Here is a 21,510-nt window from a genome sequence, read left to right as displayed (position 1 = left end):
CCTATGGAAAATGTCGTCATTATTGATGGAATACGCACACCGATGGGTCGTTCAAAAGGTGGAGTATTTCGCCATGTTAGAGCAGAAGACCTCTCTGCACACCTGATGAATGCCATTTTTGAGCGTAACCCAAATGCTAGTAAAAAAGCGTTAAATGACATTGTTTGGGGTTGTGTTCAACAAACTTTAGAGCAAGGGTTTAATATCGCTAAAAACGCAGCATTGCTAACCGATATTCCTCATACCGTCCCTGCAACTACGGTTAATCGACTATGTGGCTCATCCATGCAAGCCCTTCATGATGCTAGCAGATTAATTATGACTGGTGATGCTCATTCGGTATTAATTGGTGGCGTCGAACACATGGGTCATGTACCCATGACCCATGGTATTGATTTTAATCCTAAATTAACGCTCCGCGTTGCTAAAGCAGCAGGAGCGATGGGGTTAACGGCTGAAATGCTCGCCAAGATGTATAACATTAGCCGTGAAGAGCAAGATGCATTTGCTTTACGTTCACACCACTTAGCAACACTCGCAACTAAAAATGGAAAGTTCAGTAATGAAATAGTCCCCATTGAAGGGCATGATGCAAACGGTAATTTAATTTCAGTTAATTATGATGAAGTTATTCGATTTGATGCCAGTCTTGAGGGTTTAGCTGCTCTTCGTCCTGCATTTGACCCTGTCAGCGGTACAGTCACTGCGGGTAATTCATCGGCGTTGTCTGATGGGGCATCAGCCATGTTACTCACTAGCGAACGTTATGCAAAAGAACAAGGCATAAAACCGCGAGCTAGAGTTCGAGCAATGGCAGTTGTAGGCTGCGATCCTTCTATTATGGGATTTGGGCCAGTTCCCGCCACTGAATTGGCATTAAAACGTGCAGGATTATCCCTAAGCGATATTGATATCATTGAACTCAATGAAGCTTTTGCTGCACAGTCTATCGCATGCATGAAAGGCCTGAGATTACCGGAAAACCAGATTGATGAAAAAGTAAATTTAAGTGGTGGAGCCATCGCATTGGGTCACCCGCTAGGCTGTTCCGGTGCAAGGATTACAACCGCATTGCTTAATCAATTAGAACAAAACGATAAACAATTTGGCTTAGCCACTATGTGTATTGGGTTCGGTCAAGGTATCGCCACAATCATTGAAAGAATTTAAGTAGTTTTGCCGTTACATTGTTATGTTTGTCAATGTTCCCGCCTAGTCAGGGGCGGGATTTTTTTGTTTGAATATTCTGATAAAATCGATTAAAGCACTAAATAGCGGAAACTAAACTTGCACTCAGTTATAGAAAATACACAGAAAAACAATACTAAATTCAAAATAGTTCATATTGTAGGTAGGCGGCAAACGAAGGTATCCCAGGGAGCATACATAAGTATGTGACCTGGGTAGCTGAGTAAAGCCAACACCCCTACAATATGAAATATGATGAATTAAATGAATTCGTAGGCATCGCCGAACAACTTATCCGCCCTAGCATTCCGTTCGCTACAGAAACGATCCCGTGCGATTTTAGCCATCTCAAAACGCCCTGCAATATAAATATCATGAGCGGATAAATCACCAAAATCCTCTAACACCGCACTGAGAACTGTTCCTGTTCTACCTCGCCATAATTCATCTGGCTGTTCAACAACTGGCACTATTTTCAAGTTAGGATAACGTTCACAAAGCGCCTGTAATTCACCAAGATCATACAAGTGCTCTAATTGGCGCCCTCCCCAATAAAAAGTAATATCACGAGAAGGATTTTCAGCAAGCGCGGCAAGTAAAATCGAGTGAGTATAAGAAAACCCGGTTCCACCTGCGATTAAAATCATTGAATTTTGGCTATTTTCCCTAAACCACGCTTTTCCGTGTGGGATATCAATATCGATGCGTTTTTGTTCTAAAATTCGATCCATCACCGCCATTGCATAAAGGTTGATATCTGATGCGCCAATATGTAATTCGATAGTTCCTTTGTTCATCGACGTCGATGCCATTGAGAATGGTCGTTTGTCTCTTTCATCCATCACGACCATTAAATATTGACCCGCTTTAAAATGAAAAGGACCATCTGGCAACAAAATAACCCGGTAAACCGTATCCGTTATGGATTCGACTGATGTGACTTTGCAGCTCAATGTTGCCATGGTTTCTCTCTTATTTTTCAAAAATATTCAATTGTTCCCAAATGTCATCAATACGTGTTTTAACGCTTTCTGTCATGACTATAGGACGCCCCCACTCTCGGTCGGTTTCTCCCGGCCATTTATTTGTCGCATCGAGTCCCATTTTAGATCCAAGACCTGAAACCGGTGATGCAAAATCGAGATAATCTATCGGCGTATTTTCCATCATAATAGTATCGCGAGCTGGATCCATCCGCGTGGTGATGGCCCAAATAACATCTTTCCAGTCACGTGCATTGATATCATCATCACAAACAATCACAAATTTAGTGTACATAAACTGACGCAGGTAAGACCAAACGCCCATCATTACTCTTTTTGCATGCCCTGCATACTGCTTTTTCATCGTAACAACAGCAAGACGATATGAGCACCCTTCTGGTGGTAAATAGAAATCCACAATTTCAGGGAATTGTTTTTGTAAGATAGGCACTAAAACTTCATTTAGTGCCTCACCAAGAACCGCGGGCTCATCGGGCGGACGACCTGTGTAAGTTGAATGGTAGATTGCATCACGGCGTTGAGTAACATGAGTGACCGTGAAAACGGGGAAATTATCAATTTCATTATAATAACCTGTGTGATCGCCATAAGGCCCTTCAGGCGCCATTTCACCGGGTTCAATATAACCTTCAAGAATAATTTCAGCACCCGCAGGCACTTCAAGATCATTTGAAATGCATTTCACTACTTCGGTTTTATTACCGCGTAATAAACCTGCAAAAGCATATTCGGATAAGGTATCTGGAATAGGTGTTACTGCTGCTAGAATGGTGGCAGGGTCGGCACCTAATGCAACTGCGACAGGAAATTTTTCGCCCGGATGCTGCTGACACCACTCTTGATAATCTAAAGCACCACCACGATGGGAAAGCCAGCGCATGATCACTTTATTTTTACCTAACACCTGCTGGCGATAAATACCTAGATTTTGCCTTTCTTTATGAGGCCCTTTAGTAACGGTAAGCCCCCATGTAATCAAAGGTGCTGCGTCTTCTGGCCAGCAATGCATAACCGGTATTTTAGTCAGGTCGACATCATCACCTACCCAAATTTGTTCCTGACAAGGTGCTGAATTTAAACGTTTAGCAGGCATATTCAGGACTTGTTTAAATTTAGGTAGCTTATCAATCAAGTCACGAAAACCTTTCGGAGGATCAGGTTCTTTTAGAAAAGCGAGTAACTTGCCAACATCATGTAACGCTTTAATGTCTTCTTGTCCCATTCCCATGGCAACACGCTTGGTCGTACCAAATAGGTTGCACAGAACCGGCATGTTGTAACCTTTTGGGTTTTCGAATAGTAAAGCAGGTCCCCCGGCTCTTAGGGTGCGATCTGCGATTTCAGTCATTTCAAGATAAGGATCGACTTCCATCGTAATGCGTTTTAGTTCGCCTTGCTTTTCAAGCTGCGCGATAAAATCTCTAAGGTCACGGTATTTCATTATCTTCTTTTACGATTACAGGGGGAGGGTCTCATTATAAGATCTCTGGCCAAGGTTACAAGTTCGTGTCTATATTCGTCATACTTCAGGCTGCTTGTAGGTGAAAAATAAAAATTGTCACCTACCTGCAACTCGAATTATTTTGAGGATATAACGCTTTAAAAATAATTTAATTTCTGGTCAAAACGCCAATTTACTGGCAATCAAAAGGCACTAATTTTTTTAATGACAAAGTGTCAAACTGTTCAGGAAAAGTTTGGTTGTGTTGAAATAACTTAAAGCCTTCTTTTTTACCACTGAAGTAATGAAGCTCATTTCCTTTAATTTGTAAACCACTCCCTTCTCTGAGTGCCACAACAACTTCATGAGGATTAATCACACAGAACTCTTGCAGCCTTTCATCACGGGTTTCACCCATATGTCCTGAAATGTTGGCATCAATATAGTGAGGGTTAATCTGTAATGGGAATAAACCGAGTGATGGCATGATAGCTGCATTACTTACCGGCATATCATTCGTAGTACGAATACTTGGGGTTGCAACATTACACCCAGCACTCCAACCAATATAAGGTACACCGCGTTCTCTCACTGCACGCTGGATGGCAACAATTAATCCATTTTCATGTAAGCATTTGTTAAGCCACCAAGTGTTACCACCACTGACTAGAATACATTCTGCTTGTTCTATTGCTTCGAAAGGGCTCGAAAAGTGTTCAATTGAAGTGACCTTAATTCCAAGGGCTTCTGTAAGTTGCTCGGCTCTCTCATCATGGGAACCACGTAAAACGGCATAAGGAACTAATACAGCGGATTTTATGTTCTTACGTGCAACCATCTCGTTAATGCGTGGCAATGCGTAGCTCAGCCATACTGGGTTGCCGGGAAGTTTGCCATTACTCAGTAAAAAAATATCCATTATGTTTCCTTTATGATTAGGTTAACTCATATAAGTATTGAATTAATATATACTAACAACTATCTCCAAAATAATTCAAAGTGCATGCAGATGGTCAAAAAAGATAGCTCGACAAGCATACTCAAGTATATGGCCCGAGTAGCTCACTGCAATCAACACTCCCTGCGACTTGAAATATACTGGGCATATGAATGATATTGATATGTAATTCATTAGTCACATTGTTATGCCTTAATTTGTTATCATAAGCATAATTTTGTTGTGTGGAATTTATAAAATGGAAAAATGGTATCTGCTTTATTGCAAACGAGGCCAAATTGATAGGGCAATCGAGCACTTGAATAGACAAAGTGTCATCTGCATGACACCAATGACTGAAATGGAAAAGGTCGTTAGAGGCAAGCGGATAACCGTTAACGAAGCGCTATTTCCAAATTACCTATTCGTGAAATTTGATCATAACGAAATTCATACCACCACTATTCAATCAACACGTGGTGTTAGTCATTTTATTCGCTTTGGGCAATTACCTGCTGAAGTTCCTAGTGAGATTATTGAATTACTACAGCAAGCACCTATTGCACATTCTGTTGCGCCCGATATTCCAAATCAGGGTGATAGTGTGATTATTACTGACGGTATTTTTGCTGGCGTTCAAGCTATTTTTGATGAACCTAATGGGGAATCACGCTCAATTTTATTACTCAATATATTAAATAAGAGTGTGCCTAAGGTCATGGATAACAAGCAATTTAAAAAGGCAGATAAATAAAAAGCCCATAAATGGGCTTTTTAACTCTAATACAGCTTGTCTAATCACGCAGGCAACTATGACTCTTCGGTTTCCTCTTCCTCTTCACCCTCTCCGCGTTTTCTGCCTTTCCCTACATAGAAGTTAGACAATAAAACACCAAGCTCAAAGAGCAAGTACATGGGAACCGCGAGTAAAGTCTGTGAAAGCACATCTGGTGGGGTCAAAAACATCCCCACAATAAAGGCTCCGACAAGGATATATGGACGTTTTTTCTTAAGGGATTCCGGTGTCGTAACACCCGTCCAGCACAATAGAATAATCGCAATCGGTACTTCAAATGCGGCACCAAATGCCATAAATAACGTCATAACAAAACTGAGGTATTTACTAATATCTGGAATGAAATTTACGCTATCAGGCGTTGTTTTAACAAAGAAGCCAAAAGCGAGTGGGAACACCACAAAATAGGCGAATGCCATTCCGAGATAAAATAAGAAACTGCTCGATACCAGCAGTGGTAGCATCAACTTACGTTCATGCTTATACAGTGCGGGTGCAATAAATGCCCAGATTTGATAAAGAATAACCGGTATCGAAACAAAAACAGATACCATCATAGTCAATTTAATCGGGGTAAAAAACGTCGAGGCCACGTCAGTAGCACTCATTTGCGAACCGACAGGTAGCTTATCAATCAATGGGGCTGCAACCAGCCTATAAATATCATTTGAAAAATAAGCCAGCGCCGCAAACACGATTAAAACCGTAATCAAGCAGTTTAGCAGCCGTTTCCTGAGTTCGATGAGGTGGCTAATAAGTGGTTGAGTATCATTTACAGCCATTGTTATTTTTCGCTTTCTATTTGATTAGAGTTTTTTGCTTTAGTATCAAGTTGTGCAGTATTGTCTTTTGTTGACAAGCCTTTCGGCTCTTCAACTTCAACAACAGCAGCCATTTTAGCAGCATGCTCTGGGTCTGGATCTGACTCTTGGATTTGCTCAGCACTAGGTGTCGGAATAGTGGCATCCTTGACTGCGGTATCGTAGTTTTCTGTTATCTCTTTTGCTTTATTCAACTCTGATGCAATATCGTTTGTTGTCGCTTGATAATCAGTTTTCAACGATTGTGCAGCTTGGCGCAATTCGTCCATAGACTGTTTTAGCTCAGGAGAAAGGGCTTCCATACCGGCTTTCTCCTCAACTTTTTTCAGAGTCTCTTGTAGCTCTTGCAATTTCAGTTCTTGTGATAGCTCATTTTGCACATTCGCTGCCATAGAACGCATAGCACGGATCCAACCAGCAACAGTTCTCACTGCGACTGGTAGACGCTCAGGGCCTAATACAACAAGACCGATAACTGCAACGAGCAGCAGTTCAGTGAAACCTATGTCAAACACGGTTTATCCCTGCTCTTTATTTTTGCTCTCAACTGGACTATCTTTTTTCTCAGAAGCCTGTTGTTCAGTGATATTTTTAGTTGCAAAATCAGCGTCTTGTTTATCTTGCTCTGCTTTTGCTTTTTCGTCATCACCCATTGCTTTTTTAAAGCCTTTGAGTGATTCACCTAAATCCGAACCTAAAGAACGTAATTTTTTGGTGCCGAAAATCAAAATAATAAGCAAAGCGATAATAATGAGTTGCCAAGGACTACCGAAAGCAGCCATTGCAATAGTTGATTCCATTGTTAATACCTCTATAGTTTTGGGATCAAATTGTTATTAGCTCTATTATATACAACCTGCGCAAAATACGGAAATGTTCACAGCCTTATAAACTTGTCGCAAAACAAAGTTTACTTACTTTTCGCCAGTTTTAAACCAGCCCACAAGCCATGACATCGCACCCGCAGCCATAAATACTGCAGCAATTCGCGTTAAGTCTGAAATAAAGAATAAACTACCACAAAGAATAAATGTTGCACCTATTCCTAAAAGGTATTGAGATTTACGTTGCTTGCCATGTTGACTTTTTAGTTGCTGAGTCAATTGTTCCATATTTGATTGTAGAAACTTATGCTGTTTTAACGCCCCATAAATAAGATCTGGGATTTCTGGCATTTTTTCAGCCCAGTAGGGGGCTTTTTCTTTTAGAGCCTGTGTAATAGCAGGTATACCAACTTGGCTATGTACCCAATCCTCTAAAAAGGGCTTAGCCGTTTTCCACAGATCAAGTTGAGGATAAAGCTGGCGACCTAAGCCTTCTACGTAAAGTAAGGTTTTTTGCAATAAAACGAGCTGTGGCTGCACTTCCATATTAAAACGGCGGGCGGTATTAAATAAATTTAATAACACATGACCAAATGAAATTTCAGCAAGTGGTTTTTCGAAAATAGGTTCACAGACGGTTCGAATCGCAAATTCAAAATCTTCGACGTTGGTATCTGGCGGTACCCACCCAGAATCAACATGTAGTTCAGCAACCTTTCGGTAATCTCGATTAAAAAAAGCGATAAAGTTTTCAGCAAGATAGCGCTTATCTTCTTTATTTAACGAACCGACAATACCGCAGTCAATACCGATATAGAGCGGATCTTCTGGATGTTCATAACTGACAAAAATATTACCTGGATGCATATCTGCATGGAAAAAACTGTCACGAAATACCTGAGTGAAGAAGACTTTTACGCCTCTTTCAGCCAGAAGTTTCATATTGGTTCCTTGTGCTTTAAGCGCCACAATATCTGAAACTGGAATGCCGTATATACGCTCCATAACCATTACGTTTTCACGGCAATAATCCGCATAAACTTCAGGAATATAAAGCATTGAGCTATTTTCAAAATTACGTCGAAGCTGAATTGCATTAGCTGATTCACGTAAAAGATTTAGCTCATCAATTAATGTTTTTTCGTATTCACGCACCACTTCTTTAGGACGTAAACGTCGACCATCAGGTAGTAAAGGAACCCAATTCGCGATGCGATACATCAATTTAATGTCTGCTTTGATAATGGGTAGAATGTCTGGACGAATAACTTTTAATACGACATTTTTACCATTTTCTTTGAGTACCGCAGTATGTACCTGAGCAATAGAAGCAGAGGCCAGCGCTTGTTCATCAAAATCATCAAACCACTGCTCAAGCGGACCACCTAATGACTCTTCAATATAGCGACGAGCCAGCTTCCCATCGAAACAAGCGACTTTATCTTGTAGTAATGAGAGTTGATCGGCAATTGCAGGGGGAAAGAGGTCACGGCGAGTTGAAAGCATTTGACCGAATTTGATCCAAACAGGGCCAAGATCTTGTAAGGCAAGACGCAGTCTTTCACCAACCGCTTTGTCCTTATGCTTATTTTTGATCCAAAAGAAACCCAAACGCCCTATTCTTAACGGCAGCGTCAGTTTAATTTTGGGAATTAACTCGTCTAATCCGTAAGAGAGAAAAACCCGAATAATAAAGTAAAGGCGTTTTATTTCACCGGGAGTCATTCTTCTCCTCCAACTGGCTTAGTCTTTGCTCCAATTTGCTCATGGCTGTTGAGACTTGCTCAACTTCATCGCTAAAATAGGCTAATTCTAGCTGGCTAGGTGCCATTTTCCACTCTTCTAAAACAGTGTCTTTTATATAGGTTTTTTGGCGCTTAACTAAGTGAGATGCCAGACATGCACCTTTTTGCAAAACCTTACCAATACCTTCAGCAGCAACGTCGCCAATATAGGGTGATAAATAGTGTGCTGGATTCCAAATTGCTAAATCCAGTAAAGAAGACCAATGCTGTACAATCTGCATATCCCCTTCAATCACGATGTCGCCACGGTTTATGAGCTGTGAAAGTTGTTGTTTATCTTTTAACTTCGCCAAAGTAAATAGCGATGTTTTGATCGTGCAATCAGCAGGTTCAGTCCATTGGCTTAACACATCAACATGGTTTTGATCAAAAATTAACGTTAATGTTTTATTAAGCTCTTTTAACTCAATCGACATGACTTTTCCCGCTAAGCGCATTCTTGCGGGTTTTAAGACCTTTTCTTTAAACAACATGTGATTAAGAGAAGTTTCCATCAATGCTGTCATCACAGAATACAAAACTGTATTTTGATTTTCGATATGTGCTGATGGCGCTTCCATCTTAGAATTTAAACCCTTTGTGTAATGCGACAATGCCGCCGGTCATGTTGTTATAAGTCACTTGCTCAAACCCAGCATTTTCCATCATACCCTTTAAGGTTTCTTGATTTGGATGCATACGGATAGACTCAGCTAAATAACGATAGCTATCTGGATCATTAACGATAGCTTGGCCAATACGCGGTAAAATATGAAATGAATAAGCGTCATAAGCTTTATTCAGTGGCTCAAGAACTGGCTTAGAGAATTCAAGTACCAGCAAACGTCCACCTGGTTTTAAAACTCTAAACATGGAGCGCAGTGCTTTATCTTTGTCAGTGACATTACGCAAGCCAAAAGAAATGGTAATGCAGTCAAAATGGTTATCTGGGAATGGCAGTTCTTCTGCGTTAGCTTGAACATAGTTGACGTTGCCTACAATACCTAGGTCACGTAATTTTTCACGCCCCATTTTTAGCATTGAGTCATTAATATCCGCAAGGACAACTTCGCCTTTTTCACCCACTAAGCGGGAAAATTTAGCGGTTAGATCGCCTGTTCCACCAGCAAGGTCAAGAACGCGCTGGTTACGACGTACGCCACTTGCTTCGATTGTGAAACGTTTCCAGATGCGATGAATTCCAAAGGACATTAAGTCATTCATCAAGTCATATTTTGATGCTACAGAGTGAAAAACATTCGCCACAAGGCCAGCTTTATCTTCTTTGCCTACGGTGCGGAAACCAAAATCAATGGTTTCTTTAGTTGGTTCTGTCATTTCTTTCATGCCTGCTTATAATTCAATCTTTTGTAAGAAGTGTAACAGCCTTTGGGGTAAAACCCTATTAGAACTCTACGATTCAGCACAATTCGAGTTGAGTGATCGTTCAACAAGTTGAGGTTCAATAGGTTGTTTTATTTCCACCCCTAGCTCTTTAAAACTTTCCGCCTGACTGATTAAATTTCCTCGGCCTTGGGCGAGGCGTTTCATCGCCGATTGGTAAGTATTATTCGCTTTATCAAGACTGGCGCCTAAAACTTGCATATCGTCTACAAACAAACGCAGCTTATCGTACATCTTCGCTGCTTTTTCTGCTATTTCTTGAGCATTTTGCCCTTGGCGTTCATAGCGCCAAATATTATTAATTGTCCGCACTGCCACCAGTAATGTGGAAGGGCAAACCAACATGATATTCTGTTTTATGCCTTCATCAAGTAGTTCAGGTGCTTCTTTTAATGCCAATAAATAAGCTGGCTCAATTGGAATAAACATAAGTACATAGTCCAACGAGCGGATACCCGGTAGTTGATGGTAATCTTTACGGCTCAGCATTCGCATATGATTGCGGATAGAGGCCACATGATTTTTCAGTGCTAATTGTTGTTCGTTAGGATCTTCACTATTGAAATATTGCTCATAGGAGACCAAGGACATTTTGGCATCCACCACCACATCTTTTCCTTCAGGAAGGTGGATTATCACATCAGGCTGATACCGGCTATTATACCCTGTATTGATACTAACTTGGGTTTCAAATTCGCTGCCTTCGCGTAAACCTGACACCTCTAAAATACGGGTAAGGATTGTTTCCCCCCAATTTCCTTGTATTTTATTATCGCCTTTTAGCGCACGTGTTAGGTTAACAGCTTCTTTGGTCATTTGATTATTAAGTTGCTGTAACTGTCTTATTTCATACGCTAAAGTGTGACGCTCTTTGGCTTCTTCACCAAAGCTTTGTTGAACTTGCTGACGGAACCCTTCCAACTGTTCACGAAAAGGCGATAGCATTGCGAGTAAGCTTTTTTGTTGTTGTTCTGATGCTCGCCGTTCACTTTGTTCAAAAATACGATTCGCTAGATTTTCAAATTGTGCCGTTAGTCTTTGTTCGCTATTTTGTAAGATACGTTGTTTTTCTTCGTTCGCTAGCTGGCTTTGCTCAAAGCGTGTGATCACTTCTCTAAGTTCGGCCTCTTGTTCGCGGTTAATGTCCCTTTGGGTTCTTAACTCTTGATCAAGCCGATCATACTCCTCTTTCCATTGGGTCAAATATCTGCTTTTTTCTTCACTCACCACCAGTTGGCGATGACTATTTTGCAGTTCCTGATCTTTTTGCATTATTTTTTGTGCGATAGAAAACCAAGCTGCTAAGCCGCCGATTAAAATGCCACTTAAAACGCCAATAACTGCATATAAAAGAGAGGTATCCACGATTAAATCCTTACCTTACAAAGTCTAGAGTAAGGTAATGGGATACTGTATAAGTGTCCAGAGGTAATTTAGACTATCTCCATTTTTTTGCGAGCCGCTTCGCAGCTTAGCTAATCCAACTAGCAAACCAGCGTAAGCCTAGTGCGCCTGGTGCGAGAATACCAAATGCCCAAATCATGGCTGATGTAATATTCGCTAACTGAAAATAACGTTGAGGCATCGCGCAAATTCCAGCGACTAAGGGGACAACCGCTCTAAAGGGACCAAAAAAACGCCCAAAAAATATTCCCCATACCCCCCAACGTTCAAAGAAGCGATGCCCTTTATCAATCATTTGAGGATTACGCGAAATAGGCCACATTTTGCGGACGTTTTCTTTGTAATGAAAACCAAACCAATAGGATACCCAATCGCCAAAGAATGCCCCTAGTGCAGCAGAGAGCCAAACTGGCCAAAATACAATATCACTCTCACCAATTAAGGCGCCGAGCCCCAATAAAATAACGGTTGCAGGTAGCAATAGAGATAAAAATGCCAGCGACTCCCCAAATGCAAGAAAGAAAATAATAGGCAGTGCCCATATTTCATGTTCACGGGTAAAGTCAGTGACGATGGTGACGATTTCATTGAGAGTCAAAGGCTATTTCCTATTATGAGTTCGTGGGTTAGCTCGTGCTCTTATCGCCAAGCCGAGCCTTGAAAGATTCAGAATACGAAACTCAAATAAATCAATCTACAACAAAATAATAAAAAATAGTTTCATTGCAGATTGAATATTATTGTTATTCGAGAAAATGGCTTTGTAATGAATCGCGACCCGCATTATCTAAGCCAAAATCTTTTGCTAACCACTTGTCAACGCTACCATAATGGTTGTCGATGCTGTTTAAGGCTGTCATCAAGAACTCTTCACGAACGGAGTAAACGTAATCGAATTTTTTCAGTACGCTATCACTCATTCTATGAGCATGTTCTTCTAATAGAATTTTACGGAAAGGCGCTAACGTTTCATTGGTTAGTAAATAATCTTCCATCACTGTGTCTAAATCCGCGCCCAGAGCAAAAAGTACCAAAGCAGAACCAACACCTGTTCTATCTTTACCAACCGCACAATGCTGAATTATTCCACCTTTTTCTGGCTGTTTTAGTAAGTTAACCAACTGGTGATAAGCGGGATTATTTAATGGTAGTAGTTCGTATAAACGGAACATAAAAGCTTGAGGATCAAATTGTTCCAGTACTTCTGGGGTTAGCTTATCTAAATTGGCACTGACTTCTTTTGCCATCGGGTTAGCAGGCGCATGAATATAATGGGCACCATCCCAGACTAAATCGGGTTTATCGCGTATCTCTGCGTCATCACGATAATCCAAAATTTGGAATAATTTTTGAGTTTGCAAAATGGCTTGATCATCAGCGGTTAAACGGTCTAATGCACCTGAACGAAACAGCTTACCCGACTTTATTTTGTTGCCGTTTGGGAGCTTCTTTCCGCCTAAATCACGGAAGTTAATCCCGCCAGTTAGAGGTAGTACTGAAGGGTGGAGAGGGGGTGTTGTTGACATAAATAATTCCTTTTATACTCGTCATAATTCACGTTATAGCGTTGTTGACTACGCGCATTCACACTCGTCACATACTGATGTATGCTCCAAGCGGCTCATGCTCTTGTCGCCTAGCTACACCTTGAATTATTTAGAGTATCTATCCGCCATAATTCACGTTGTCGCGTTGTCGCGTTGTCGCGTTGTTGCATTGTTGACTTTCTATTGGCTATTCGATGTATGTGAAGCTAGCGACTAGCTACAATTTGAATTATTAAGGGAAATATATTGTTAATTGTAATATGACAATAACAGATCTTTTCATTAAAAAATAAGAAAAGTCTCTGCAATTTAGATAGGGACTGACAAATAGAGCGAATAACAGTAGCGAAAATAATCAGATAGGAAACTGAGCCCGCTTACAGGGTAATCACAACCGAGTGAAAATGAATAAGCGGGCCAGTAAATTAGTGACTACAGTAGGCGGCGAGCAGCTTCAACAACAATGCTCAATACATTGCCTTCTGTTTTCTTCAATAGTGCTTCGTTTGGAATTTCTTGCTGCGTACGATTCACAATAACACCCGCAACCATACCTGCACGTAAACCTTGGCTTGAACACATGGTTAACAGCGTTGCTGATTCCATTTCATAGTTCATCACGCCCATCGCTTGCCACTCTTTCATTGACCCTTTGAAATGGCGCATAACACGGCCTGAATAAGTGTCATAGCGCTCTTGGCCAGGATAGAAAGTATCTGAAGACGCCGTCACGCCGACATGAACTGTTGCACCAGCATCTTTTGCAGCTGCATACAACGCATTTGTACAAGTGAAATCAGCGACTGCAGGGTATTCAAGTGGGGCGAAATGCTGGCTAGCGCCATCTAGGCGTACCGCACCTGTGGTGACTAATACATCACCGACATTAATATTTTCTTGAATAGCACCGGTTGTACCAATACGTAAGAAAGTACGGATACCAAGTTGAGCTAACTCTTCGACTGCGATTGACGTGGATGGACCACCAATACCGGTTGAACAAACAATAACAGCTTTTCCGTCAAGCTCACCACGCCAAGAAGTAAATTCACGCAATGACGCAAGGTGTACAGGGTTATCCATCAGACGTGCAATTTTTTCAACACGGTTAGGATCCCCAGGAACAATCGCTACGGTTGCACCCTGTAAGTCACTCTTTTTTAAACCTAAGTGGAAAACGTCGGACATATCAAACTCCTTTACACAATGGCATCATTAAATTTATTCGTTCTTATTAATACGTTGATATTAATATAGTGATAAACAGACATAATTTTAGTGACCAATATCGCTTTTAATGAAAACGTAATCATATTAATTTCATTAAAATGAGATTCAGATCACAATTAAATCATTATTGCACGACCAAGATGCCATGAGTATAGATGAAAATTCGCCGTAATCGAAAAAAGCGCCTTAAAGGCGCTTTGAATTAGTGGCATGAATAAGAATATTTACAATTTAGAGAATTACATCAAGGATTAAGACGCCAACTAAACCTATTGCCCAAGCTATTGTTGTTGGAATAGACCAGACCATAATTTGTTGTTTAACATCTTTGATCCCCATCATCCTGTTCACAACCCAATACAGGCTGTCGTTGAAATAACCGAAGAACAGAGACCCCATTGTCGCCGCTTGCGCTGCAACCAATAAGTTAATATCCGGTATCTGGCTAATGATTGGAGCAGAAATAGATGCTGCCGTTATCATTGCGACCGTCCCAGAACCCTGAATTAATCGAACTAATGTCGCGATAATAAAAGGAATTAATACTGGTGTAATTGGTAAGCTTGCCACATGCTCAGCTAAGATATTACCTGTACCACTATCACGTAGTACTGCGCCTAACGCCCCACCCGCACCGGTGACTAATAAGATGATACCTGCCGCTTGTAAGCCTTCTTCCATGCGGTCGATAACTTCTTCTTTCGTCGCTTTCGGCATCAAGGTATATACAGAAATCAGAACACTGATAGATAAAGCAATAATCGGTGCCCCAAGGAATTCAAACGTTTGGAAATACCAATTGTTCTCCATACCTTGGAAAGTTTCTGTATTCAGTAATAACCCATTAATCGCATTAATAAAGATCAGTAAAATTGGGGTAAGGATAGGTAATACGGATAAAAATAAGCTTGGTAACGGTTTATTGGCTTTTTCTTCCAAATAACGCGCATGGACGTCTTGCAACTCTTCATTATCCAGATCCGCAGGAACGAACTCAGGGTACTTAACTGCTAACCATTTTGCATATAAAACAATACCAATAACACAAGGGACTGCCAGTACCATACCCGCTAAAATCATCGCGCCGATATCAACACCAAAAATACCTGCGACACCTAAAGGCCCCGGCGTCGGAGGAACTGTATGGTGGGTTACAGCCAAACCACCCGCCAATGCAACACCTAGCGTTAAGAGGTTACGCTTACCATTTTTTGCCAATGCTTTTGCCAATGGATATAAGATAACGAAAGCCGAATCGACAAAGATTGGAATACTGACAATATAACCGGTAATGGCTAACGCCCATTCTTCGCGTTTTTTACCTAACCATTTAATAAAACTGTAGGCAATTTGTTCCGCTGCACCCGACACTTCGAGCACCCTTCCCATCATGACCCCAAGGCCGATAACAATACCGATACTACCGAGCGTTGATCCAAATCCTTTGGTAATTATCGTCACTGTTTCTGCTGCTGTTAAACCACCAGAGATACCGGCGATGGTCGCTGCAATCAACATGGCTAGTAACGCATGAACACGCGTTCTTAATACCAAGAAGATCAGGACAAATATGGCCACCGCAAGGCCAATAACAGGAATATAGGACATGGCTTATCCCCTATTTGGCTGAGCCGTGATGAGTGACAAACGAACGGATCGCATCACCAAAGGAACCATCAGCACGAAAACCTAGCGCTAACGCACGACTGATATCAAATTTACCCGGCCAACTCGCCACAATACGATTAATCGCCTCATCTGGTTCAAAGCGGATCAGGTCAACGGCTTGTTGCCCTGCAACATCACGCAATGCATCAATCATTTCTTGTACCGTAACGGTGATACCCGGTAAATTCACCGTGCGCGATTGACCCAATTTATCGGCTGGAATACTGACTGCATGAATAAAGTTGTTGATAACTGTTTCTGGACTCGATAACCATAAAGCCAGTTCTGGCGAGACTGGGCAGACGCTCTCAATACCCTTTAAAGGTTCACGAATAATGCCGCTGGCAAATGAAGATGCAGCTTTATTTGGTACGCCTGGACGAATGCTAATTGTCGGTAAACGCATAACCCGCCCATCAACAAAACCTTTGCGTGAATAGTCATTAACCATCAACTCACACATCGCTTTTTGCGCACCATAAGAGGATTGTGGATTCACAACACAGAGATCTGTAATCACGTCTGGCAGTTCACCACCGAATACCGCGAGTGAGCTGGTAAACATAAATTTAATCGCTGGGTTTTTAGCACGAGCCGCTTCCAATAGCTGGCGAGTGGCTTCAAAGTTGACCTTCATGCCTAAATCGAAATCACTTTCTGCATGACTACTCACGATTGCTGCAAGATGGAATACCACATCTGTTTGTGCATCAATTAGCTTATCTGCGGCACCTTGTTGAGTGAGATCTAAAGCGATACAACTGACTCTCTCATCATCAATCGGTGATGTAGGGCATTGAATATCCGCTAAAATAAGTTGTTTGAAATTTAACCCTTGGTTATTTTTAAGCAAAGCAGTGGCTAGCTGCTGACCCAGAAAGCCAGCGCCACCAGTAATAATAACTTTCATTGTCGTTCTCCTGAAATAGCCGATTTATAGGCTATTCATTTGTAGGTAAGATGTTTTAGGTCTTATGTTTTTATTAAATGAAGTTTTATATTTTGTTCTGTTATCCGTTGCACTGCATCACTCGGTAATTGGTCATCACAAATGATGTCGTGTAACTGATTGAGAGGGCAAACACGAAACATGCCATATTTGCCGAACTTGCTACTATCGGAGACCAACACACAACGCCGAGCTACATCCAGTAAAGTTTGTTTAATTTGTACTTTTTCTTCATGGGGTGTCGAAACACCATGCAGTAAATCCCATGAACTTGTACTGATAAAAGCCACATCCACATTTAAGGTTTGCAACATCATGGCCGCGGTATTGCCGACACAAGAATGGTTGCGTTTATCTACCTGCCCCCCGGTGTGGTACAGGTTAAGCTGCGATTTACTCATCAAATACTGCATGATAGAAAAATCATTAGTGACAATGGTTAGGTTGAATCGCTCACCCAGCACACGCGCTATTTCGAATGTTGTCGTGCCCGCATCGAGATAAACCACCTGCCCATCTTCAACTAATGAATTGGCAAATTGGCCTATTTCTCGCTTGCTGCCATGATGAAGACGTGCCTTTTCACTCCAAGGTAACTCTTGGCGTAATGCATCATTCAACCTAACGCCACCGCTAATACCGATCACTTTCCCTTCTTCTTCCAACATGCGAATATCACGTCGAACCGTCATATGCGATACGTTCATCAGCGCCACCAAATCATTAATTGACGCGGTTTGGTACTCATGTACGTAACGATAAATAAAATCACGACGTTCTGAAGGGATCATGTTGTTTCCTGTTTATTTCTGCGCTTGTTTGAGCCAGCTCAATCCGTCTTCTGTACGACCCGCAGGATGATATTCACATCCTAACCAGCCTTCATAGCCCATTTCATCCAGTTGATTGAAAATCCATGGGTAATTCACTTCACCATTATCTGGTTCATGGCGAAAAGGAACTGACGCTATCTGAATATGACTAAATTTACCCCATAAGCGTTCGATTGTTTTCAATAAATCACCTTCCATGATTTGGCAGTGATATAAATCCAATTGAATAAACACATTTTCACGTGCAATTTCGGGTAACAATGCTTCGGCTTGCCTTTGGGTAGTTAAAAAATAGCCGGGCATATCACGCGTATTAATTGGCTCAATTAACACCTTAATGCCATGCGGTGCCATTACCTCGGCAGCATATTGAATATTTTTGATATAACAGGCTTTTTGTTGTTCTATTGTGAATTTTTCATCCACTTTTCCCGCCATAGCATGAACTTGCTGACAACCTAGTGCCTTGGCGTATTGCAGTGCGATTTCAACTCCTTGAGCAAATTCCTCTTCACGCCCAGGAATCGATGCCATACCGCGCTCACCGATGCCCCAATTGCCCGCTGGCATATTAAATAACACTTGCGTTAATTGGTGCTTGTTCAATTCGTTAGCAATAGCATCTGCGTCTTCTTCATACGGAAACAGATACTCAATCCCCGTAAAACCCGCTTGAGCGGCTCGCTCAAAACGCTGTATAAAAGGGACTTCGTTAAACATCATGCTGAGGTTCGCAGCGAATTTTGCCATTTCTATTTCCTCATTTTTGCGGATAACGACTTTCGAGCTCTTGGACTTGCTCTGGCGTCAATGTGGTGAAACCGTGTGGGCGCAATGTAATGTACAAGCGTGCTGTATCTTCTAGTTCTTCAGCATTGAAAAAGGCTTGCCTTAACGTTTTCCCCCCGACAACAGGGCCATGATTGGATAACAAGACTGCATTATGATCCGGTGCTAATCTGGCTATCTCTTCACCAATACGGTCATCCCCCGGTGGCAAATATTTAATCAGCGGTAATTTACCCACCCGCATCACATAGTAAGGGGTAATCGGCGGTAAGCAATTCGCTGTATCTAACTCTGGTAAGCAAGAAAGTGCGGTTAGCCAAGGTGAATGCAAGTGAACAACCGCTTGGCAATCAGGGCGCTGGGAATACATTGCCATATGCATAGAAACTTCTTTCGTTGGCTTATCGCCATCAATCCACTTTCCTTGCGCATCTAACTTACTCAGTCGCTCGGGATCTAAATCACCAAAACTTGAATTGGTTGGCGTGACAATAATGCAGCCATCCGATAATCGTGCACTAATATTACCTGCACCACCGCTGCTATAACCACGGTTGAACATTGACTTCGCCCAATCAGCGAGTTCTTGGCGCAGTACTTTTTCATCAATCATTAAACATCTCCTGTGCAAACTGGAAGAAATTCTCCTGACCGAAATTGCCAGATTTCAGTGCCAACCAGTTACCGCTTGCTAAATCTTGTACCCATGGCACACCGGGCGCAATTGGAACGCCGATGCTTAATTGTTCTGTACCCAGGCTTTGTACCACCTTGCCTGACGTTTCACCGCCGGCAATAATAAACGTGTTGTAACCTTGCGCTTGTAATAACTCGACAACTTGACCAAACACATTCTCTACTGCTGCACTTGACTGTGATGCGCCATATTTTTCTTGAATCTGTTTTAATAATTCAGGTGGTTGCGTCGCATATAATAGCGGTGCTAATCCGGTTATTTGTTGCTCCATTACCCATGTTGCTAGTGATTGAGCGTAATGTTGATTGTGCAAACACTCACCAACATCTAACGCTTTAGCCGGGGCGATTTTTTGGTAATGTTGTACTTGTTTATTGGTCATTACCGAGCAACTGCCGGATAAAATAACACTCTTACGCCCTTGTGCTGATGGCTTTTCACCACGCCCTGCACTTGCGCCCCAAGGGCTGTTAGTCTCGATGTTAGCTAATGCGGCTCCCAATCCAGAGCCTCCCGTTAATAACGGCATGTTTTTTACAGCCGCTGCGATGGGTAATAAATCATTCATCGTTAAAGCGTCGATAACCGCATAACTCATACCTTGATTAGCGAGATCCGCTAATTGCTTTGCAATGATTTCGCTACCTTGCTGGACATCCATCAATGAAACTAACCCAGCCTTACCTTGCGACTGCTTTTCCATCACTCGCAATAAATTCGCATCGGTCATTGGTGTCACTGGGTGATGTTGCATACCACTTTCATTAAGTAGCTGACCATTCACAAATAAATGCCCATGAACAACCGTGCGTCCATTAACGGGAAGTGCGGGACACACTAATGCCAAATCAGTATCGAGTTGTTTCATCAATGCATCAGTAACAGGGCCAATATTGCCTTGCTCTGTTGAATCGAAGGTTGAACAGTACTTGAAGAAAATTTGCTGACACTGCGCTTTTTGCGTTAACCAGTTACAAGCATTGATTGATGTATCAACCGCCTCATCAACAGGGCAAGAACGGCTTTTCAAGCTGATGACGATGGCATCAATGTCTTGAGGTACTGGCGTGCTGTCATTGGGTTCATTCAGTAGTTGAACCACTCGCCAGCCATTTTGTACCATGAAACCTGCAATATCTGTGGCGCCCGTAAAATCATCCGCAATCACACCTAATTTCACCGTCATGCTTTTTTCTCCGGTAAAGAAATTCCTTTAAATGTTTTAATCACTGCGCTGTCATCCTGATGGCCAAAACCTTCATTACTTGCAGAAATAAACATCTGATGTGCCGTTGCCGCAAGTGGTAGTGGGAAATTTAACGCTTTTCCTGTTTCCATGACTAACCCTAAATCTTTAACAAAAATATCGACCGACGATTTAGGCGTATAATCACCGTCAAGCACATGCTGCATACGATTTTCAAACATCCATGAATTCCCCGCGGCATGCGTGACAACATCGTACATAACATCAAGGTCAATACCCGCCTTTGCAGCTAATGCCATACTTTCTGCCGCAACGGCAATATGTACGCCAGCAAGTAACTGATGGATAGTTTTGACGGTAGAGCCTAAACCCACCTCATCACCAACACGGTATAAGCGCTCAGAAATCGCATTAAATACCTCGGCTAGCGATTCAAATAGTACCGGTGAGCCTGATGCCATCACGGTTAATTTACCTTCAGATGCCTTAAGCGCGCCCCCTGATATTGGCGCATCAACTAACGCGAGTTGATAAGCTGAAAGTCGCTGTGCAATGTGTTTAGTCTGCTCTGCGGACAAAGTACTATGTAGAACAATTATGGTCTCAGGGCGAAGTTGCTCGACAAGAGGCGTTTCCCCTGCGAATAAAATCGATTCGACTTGACGCCCATTCACAACCACGAGTAATAGAGCATCTAATTGTTGTGCAAATTCAGCGGCATTTTGACCTGTTGCTTTTGCACCATTGGCCAATAGGCTTTCGCAAGCATCTTGGTTTAAATCAAATCCATAGGTGGGAATATTATTTTTTATAAGCGATTGCGCAATCCCCATCCCCATAGATCCAAGGCCAATAACGCCAACATTCTTAACGAATTTTCCCATAATGACCCCTGATGTTGTTAATCTTTGTGACTGATGTGAATTTTTACATAACAAAATTCACAAACACATGACTATCATCACATTACGAATAATATAAAAAATA

The 21,510-nt window shown here is 41.8% G+C and carries 22 protein-coding genes; 2 read left to right on the top strand and 20 right to left on the bottom strand.

The genetic code is table 11. The features are described from left to right. Positions 1 to 3 precede the first annotated feature (3 nt). Entirely contained in the window at positions 4 to 1,170 is a 1,167-nt protein-coding gene (fadA, locus tag M998_RS13385; protein WP_068437714.1) for an acetyl-CoA C-acyltransferase FadA, read from the top strand. A 278-nt stretch (positions 1,171 to 1,448) separates the two neighbouring features. Here the strand turns inward: fadA and fre are convergent, their stop codons facing one another. The 3 genes from fre to pepE form a co-directional block, all read right to left on the bottom strand. After that, positions 1,449 to 2,150, bottom strand: a complete 702-nt coding sequence (gene fre, locus M998_RS13380; RefSeq protein ID WP_068909300.1) for an NAD(P)H-flavin reductase — start codon at positions 2,148 to 2,150, stop codon at positions 1,449 to 1,451. A 10-nt stretch (positions 2,151 to 2,160) separates the two neighbouring features. Beyond that, positions 2,161 to 3,633: a 4-hydroxy-3-polyprenylbenzoate decarboxylase gene (ubiD, locus tag M998_RS13375; protein WP_068437708.1), complete on the bottom strand. Its 1,473-nt coding sequence runs from the start codon at positions 3,631 to 3,633 to the stop codon at positions 2,161 to 2,163. 193 nt (positions 3,634 to 3,826) lie between these two features. Beyond that, the gene (pepE, locus tag M998_RS13370) at positions 3,827 to 4,552 is read right to left on the bottom strand and encodes a dipeptidase PepE (RefSeq protein ID WP_068437705.1); all 726 of its coding nucleotides are present in this window, start codon (positions 4,550 to 4,552) and stop codon (positions 3,827 to 3,829) included. A 277-nt stretch (positions 4,553 to 4,829) separates the two neighbouring features. On the opposite strand from pepE, the gene rfaH reads away from it, so the two are divergent. Then, positions 4,830 to 5,324: a transcription/translation regulatory transformer protein RfaH gene (gene rfaH / locus M998_RS13365; RefSeq protein ID WP_068437702.1), complete on the top strand. Its 495-nt coding sequence runs from the start codon at positions 4,830 to 4,832 to the stop codon at positions 5,322 to 5,324. Positions 5,325 to 5,380: 56 nt separating this feature from the next. On the opposite strand, the gene tatC is transcribed toward rfaH, so the two are convergent. From tatC to ltnD, 17 genes are all read right to left on the bottom strand, one after another. Next, complete coding sequence (gene tatC / locus M998_RS13360; RefSeq protein ID WP_068437699.1) at positions 5,381 to 6,148, bottom strand: Sec-independent protein translocase subunit TatC; 768 nt, start codon at positions 6,146 to 6,148, stop codon at positions 5,381 to 5,383. Positions 6,149 to 6,150: 2 nt separating this feature from the next. Next, a complete protein-coding gene (tatB, locus tag M998_RS13355; RefSeq protein WP_068437696.1) occupies positions 6,151 to 6,702 on the bottom strand; it encodes a Sec-independent protein translocase protein TatB in 552 nt (183 codons plus the stop codon). 3 nt (positions 6,703 to 6,705) lie between these two features. Next, positions 6,706 to 6,987, bottom strand: coding sequence for a twin-arginine translocase TatA/TatE family subunit (gene tatA, locus M998_RS13350; RefSeq protein ID WP_068437693.1), 282 nt, complete (start codon positions 6,985 to 6,987; stop codon positions 6,706 to 6,708). Between the two features lie 114 nt (positions 6,988 to 7,101). Next, on the bottom strand, positions 7,102 to 8,736 hold the full coding sequence (ubiB, locus tag M998_RS13345; RefSeq protein ID WP_068437691.1) for a ubiquinone biosynthesis regulatory protein kinase UbiB: 1,635 nt from the start codon (positions 8,734 to 8,736) through the stop codon (positions 7,102 to 7,104). After that, a complete protein-coding gene (locus tag M998_RS13340; protein ID WP_068437688.1) occupies positions 8,723 to 9,376 on the bottom strand; it encodes a ubiquinone biosynthesis accessory factor UbiJ in 654 nt (217 codons plus the stop codon). Before M998_RS13340 ends, ubiB begins: the two co-directional genes overlap by 14 nt. Before the next feature lies 1 nt (position 9,377). Further along, positions 9,378 to 10,133 (bottom strand): bifunctional demethylmenaquinone methyltransferase/2-methoxy-6-polyprenyl-1,4-benzoquinol methylase UbiE, encoded by a 756-nt coding sequence (ubiE, locus tag M998_RS13335; protein ID WP_068437684.1) that lies wholly within the window; start codon positions 10,131 to 10,133, stop codon positions 9,378 to 9,380. Between the two features lie 75 nt (positions 10,134 to 10,208). After that, positions 10,209 to 11,564: a DNA recombination protein RmuC gene (rmuC, locus tag M998_RS13330; RefSeq protein WP_068909298.1), complete on the bottom strand. Its 1,356-nt coding sequence runs from the start codon at positions 11,562 to 11,564 to the stop codon at positions 10,209 to 10,211. A gap of 106 nt (positions 11,565 to 11,670) precedes the next feature. Next, a complete protein-coding gene (locus M998_RS13325; RefSeq protein ID WP_068909296.1) occupies positions 11,671 to 12,201 on the bottom strand; it encodes a DedA family protein in 531 nt (176 codons plus the stop codon). Positions 12,202 to 12,346: 145 nt separating this feature from the next. After that, positions 12,347 to 13,129, bottom strand: a complete 783-nt coding sequence (locus M998_RS13320; RefSeq protein ID WP_068437677.1) for a tyrosine-protein phosphatase — start codon at positions 13,127 to 13,129, stop codon at positions 12,347 to 12,349. A 453-nt stretch (positions 13,130 to 13,582) separates the two neighbouring features. Further along, entirely contained in the window at positions 13,583 to 14,338 is a 756-nt protein-coding gene (udp, locus tag M998_RS13315) for a uridine phosphorylase (RefSeq protein ID WP_068437674.1), read from the bottom strand. 273 nt (positions 14,339 to 14,611) lie between these two features. Next, positions 14,612 to 15,988 (bottom strand): GntP family permease, encoded by a 1,377-nt coding sequence (locus M998_RS13310; RefSeq protein WP_068909294.1) that lies wholly within the window; start codon positions 15,986 to 15,988, stop codon positions 14,612 to 14,614. A 10-nt stretch (positions 15,989 to 15,998) separates the two neighbouring features. After that, entirely contained in the window at positions 15,999 to 16,958 is a 960-nt protein-coding gene (gene denD, locus M998_RS13305; RefSeq protein WP_068437668.1) for a D-erythronate dehydrogenase, read from the bottom strand. 62 nt (positions 16,959 to 17,020) lie between these two features. Continuing rightward, positions 17,021 to 17,788, bottom strand: a complete 768-nt coding sequence (locus M998_RS13300; RefSeq protein WP_068437666.1) for a DeoR/GlpR family DNA-binding transcription regulator — start codon at positions 17,786 to 17,788, stop codon at positions 17,021 to 17,023. A 12-nt stretch (positions 17,789 to 17,800) separates the two neighbouring features. Next, entirely contained in the window at positions 17,801 to 18,580 is a 780-nt protein-coding gene (gene otnI / locus M998_RS13295) for a 2-oxo-tetronate isomerase (RefSeq protein WP_068437663.1), read from the bottom strand. Positions 18,581 to 18,590: 10 nt separating this feature from the next. Beyond that, positions 18,591 to 19,232 (bottom strand): 3-oxo-tetronate 4-phosphate decarboxylase, encoded by a 642-nt coding sequence (gene otnC, locus M998_RS13290; RefSeq protein ID WP_068437660.1) that lies wholly within the window; start codon positions 19,230 to 19,232, stop codon positions 18,591 to 18,593. Then, entirely contained in the window at positions 19,225 to 20,502 is a 1,278-nt protein-coding gene (gene otnK / locus M998_RS13285; RefSeq protein WP_068909292.1) for a 3-oxo-tetronate kinase, read from the bottom strand. Before otnK ends, otnC begins: the two co-directional genes overlap by 8 nt. Continuing rightward, a complete protein-coding gene (gene ltnD / locus M998_RS13280) occupies positions 20,499 to 21,407 on the bottom strand; it encodes an L-threonate dehydrogenase (RefSeq protein ID WP_068909291.1) in 909 nt (302 codons plus the stop codon). Before ltnD ends, otnK begins: the two co-directional genes overlap by 4 nt. Positions 21,408 to 21,510 lie beyond the last annotated feature (103 nt).

It is taken from the genome of Providencia heimbachae ATCC 35613 (assembly GCF_001655055.1).
Taxonomy (GTDB): Bacteria; Pseudomonadota; Gammaproteobacteria; order Enterobacterales; family Enterobacteriaceae; genus Providencia; species Providencia heimbachae.
Note: the sequence above shows the minus strand (reverse complement) of the source record. Positions and strands in the feature narration are given on the sequence as shown.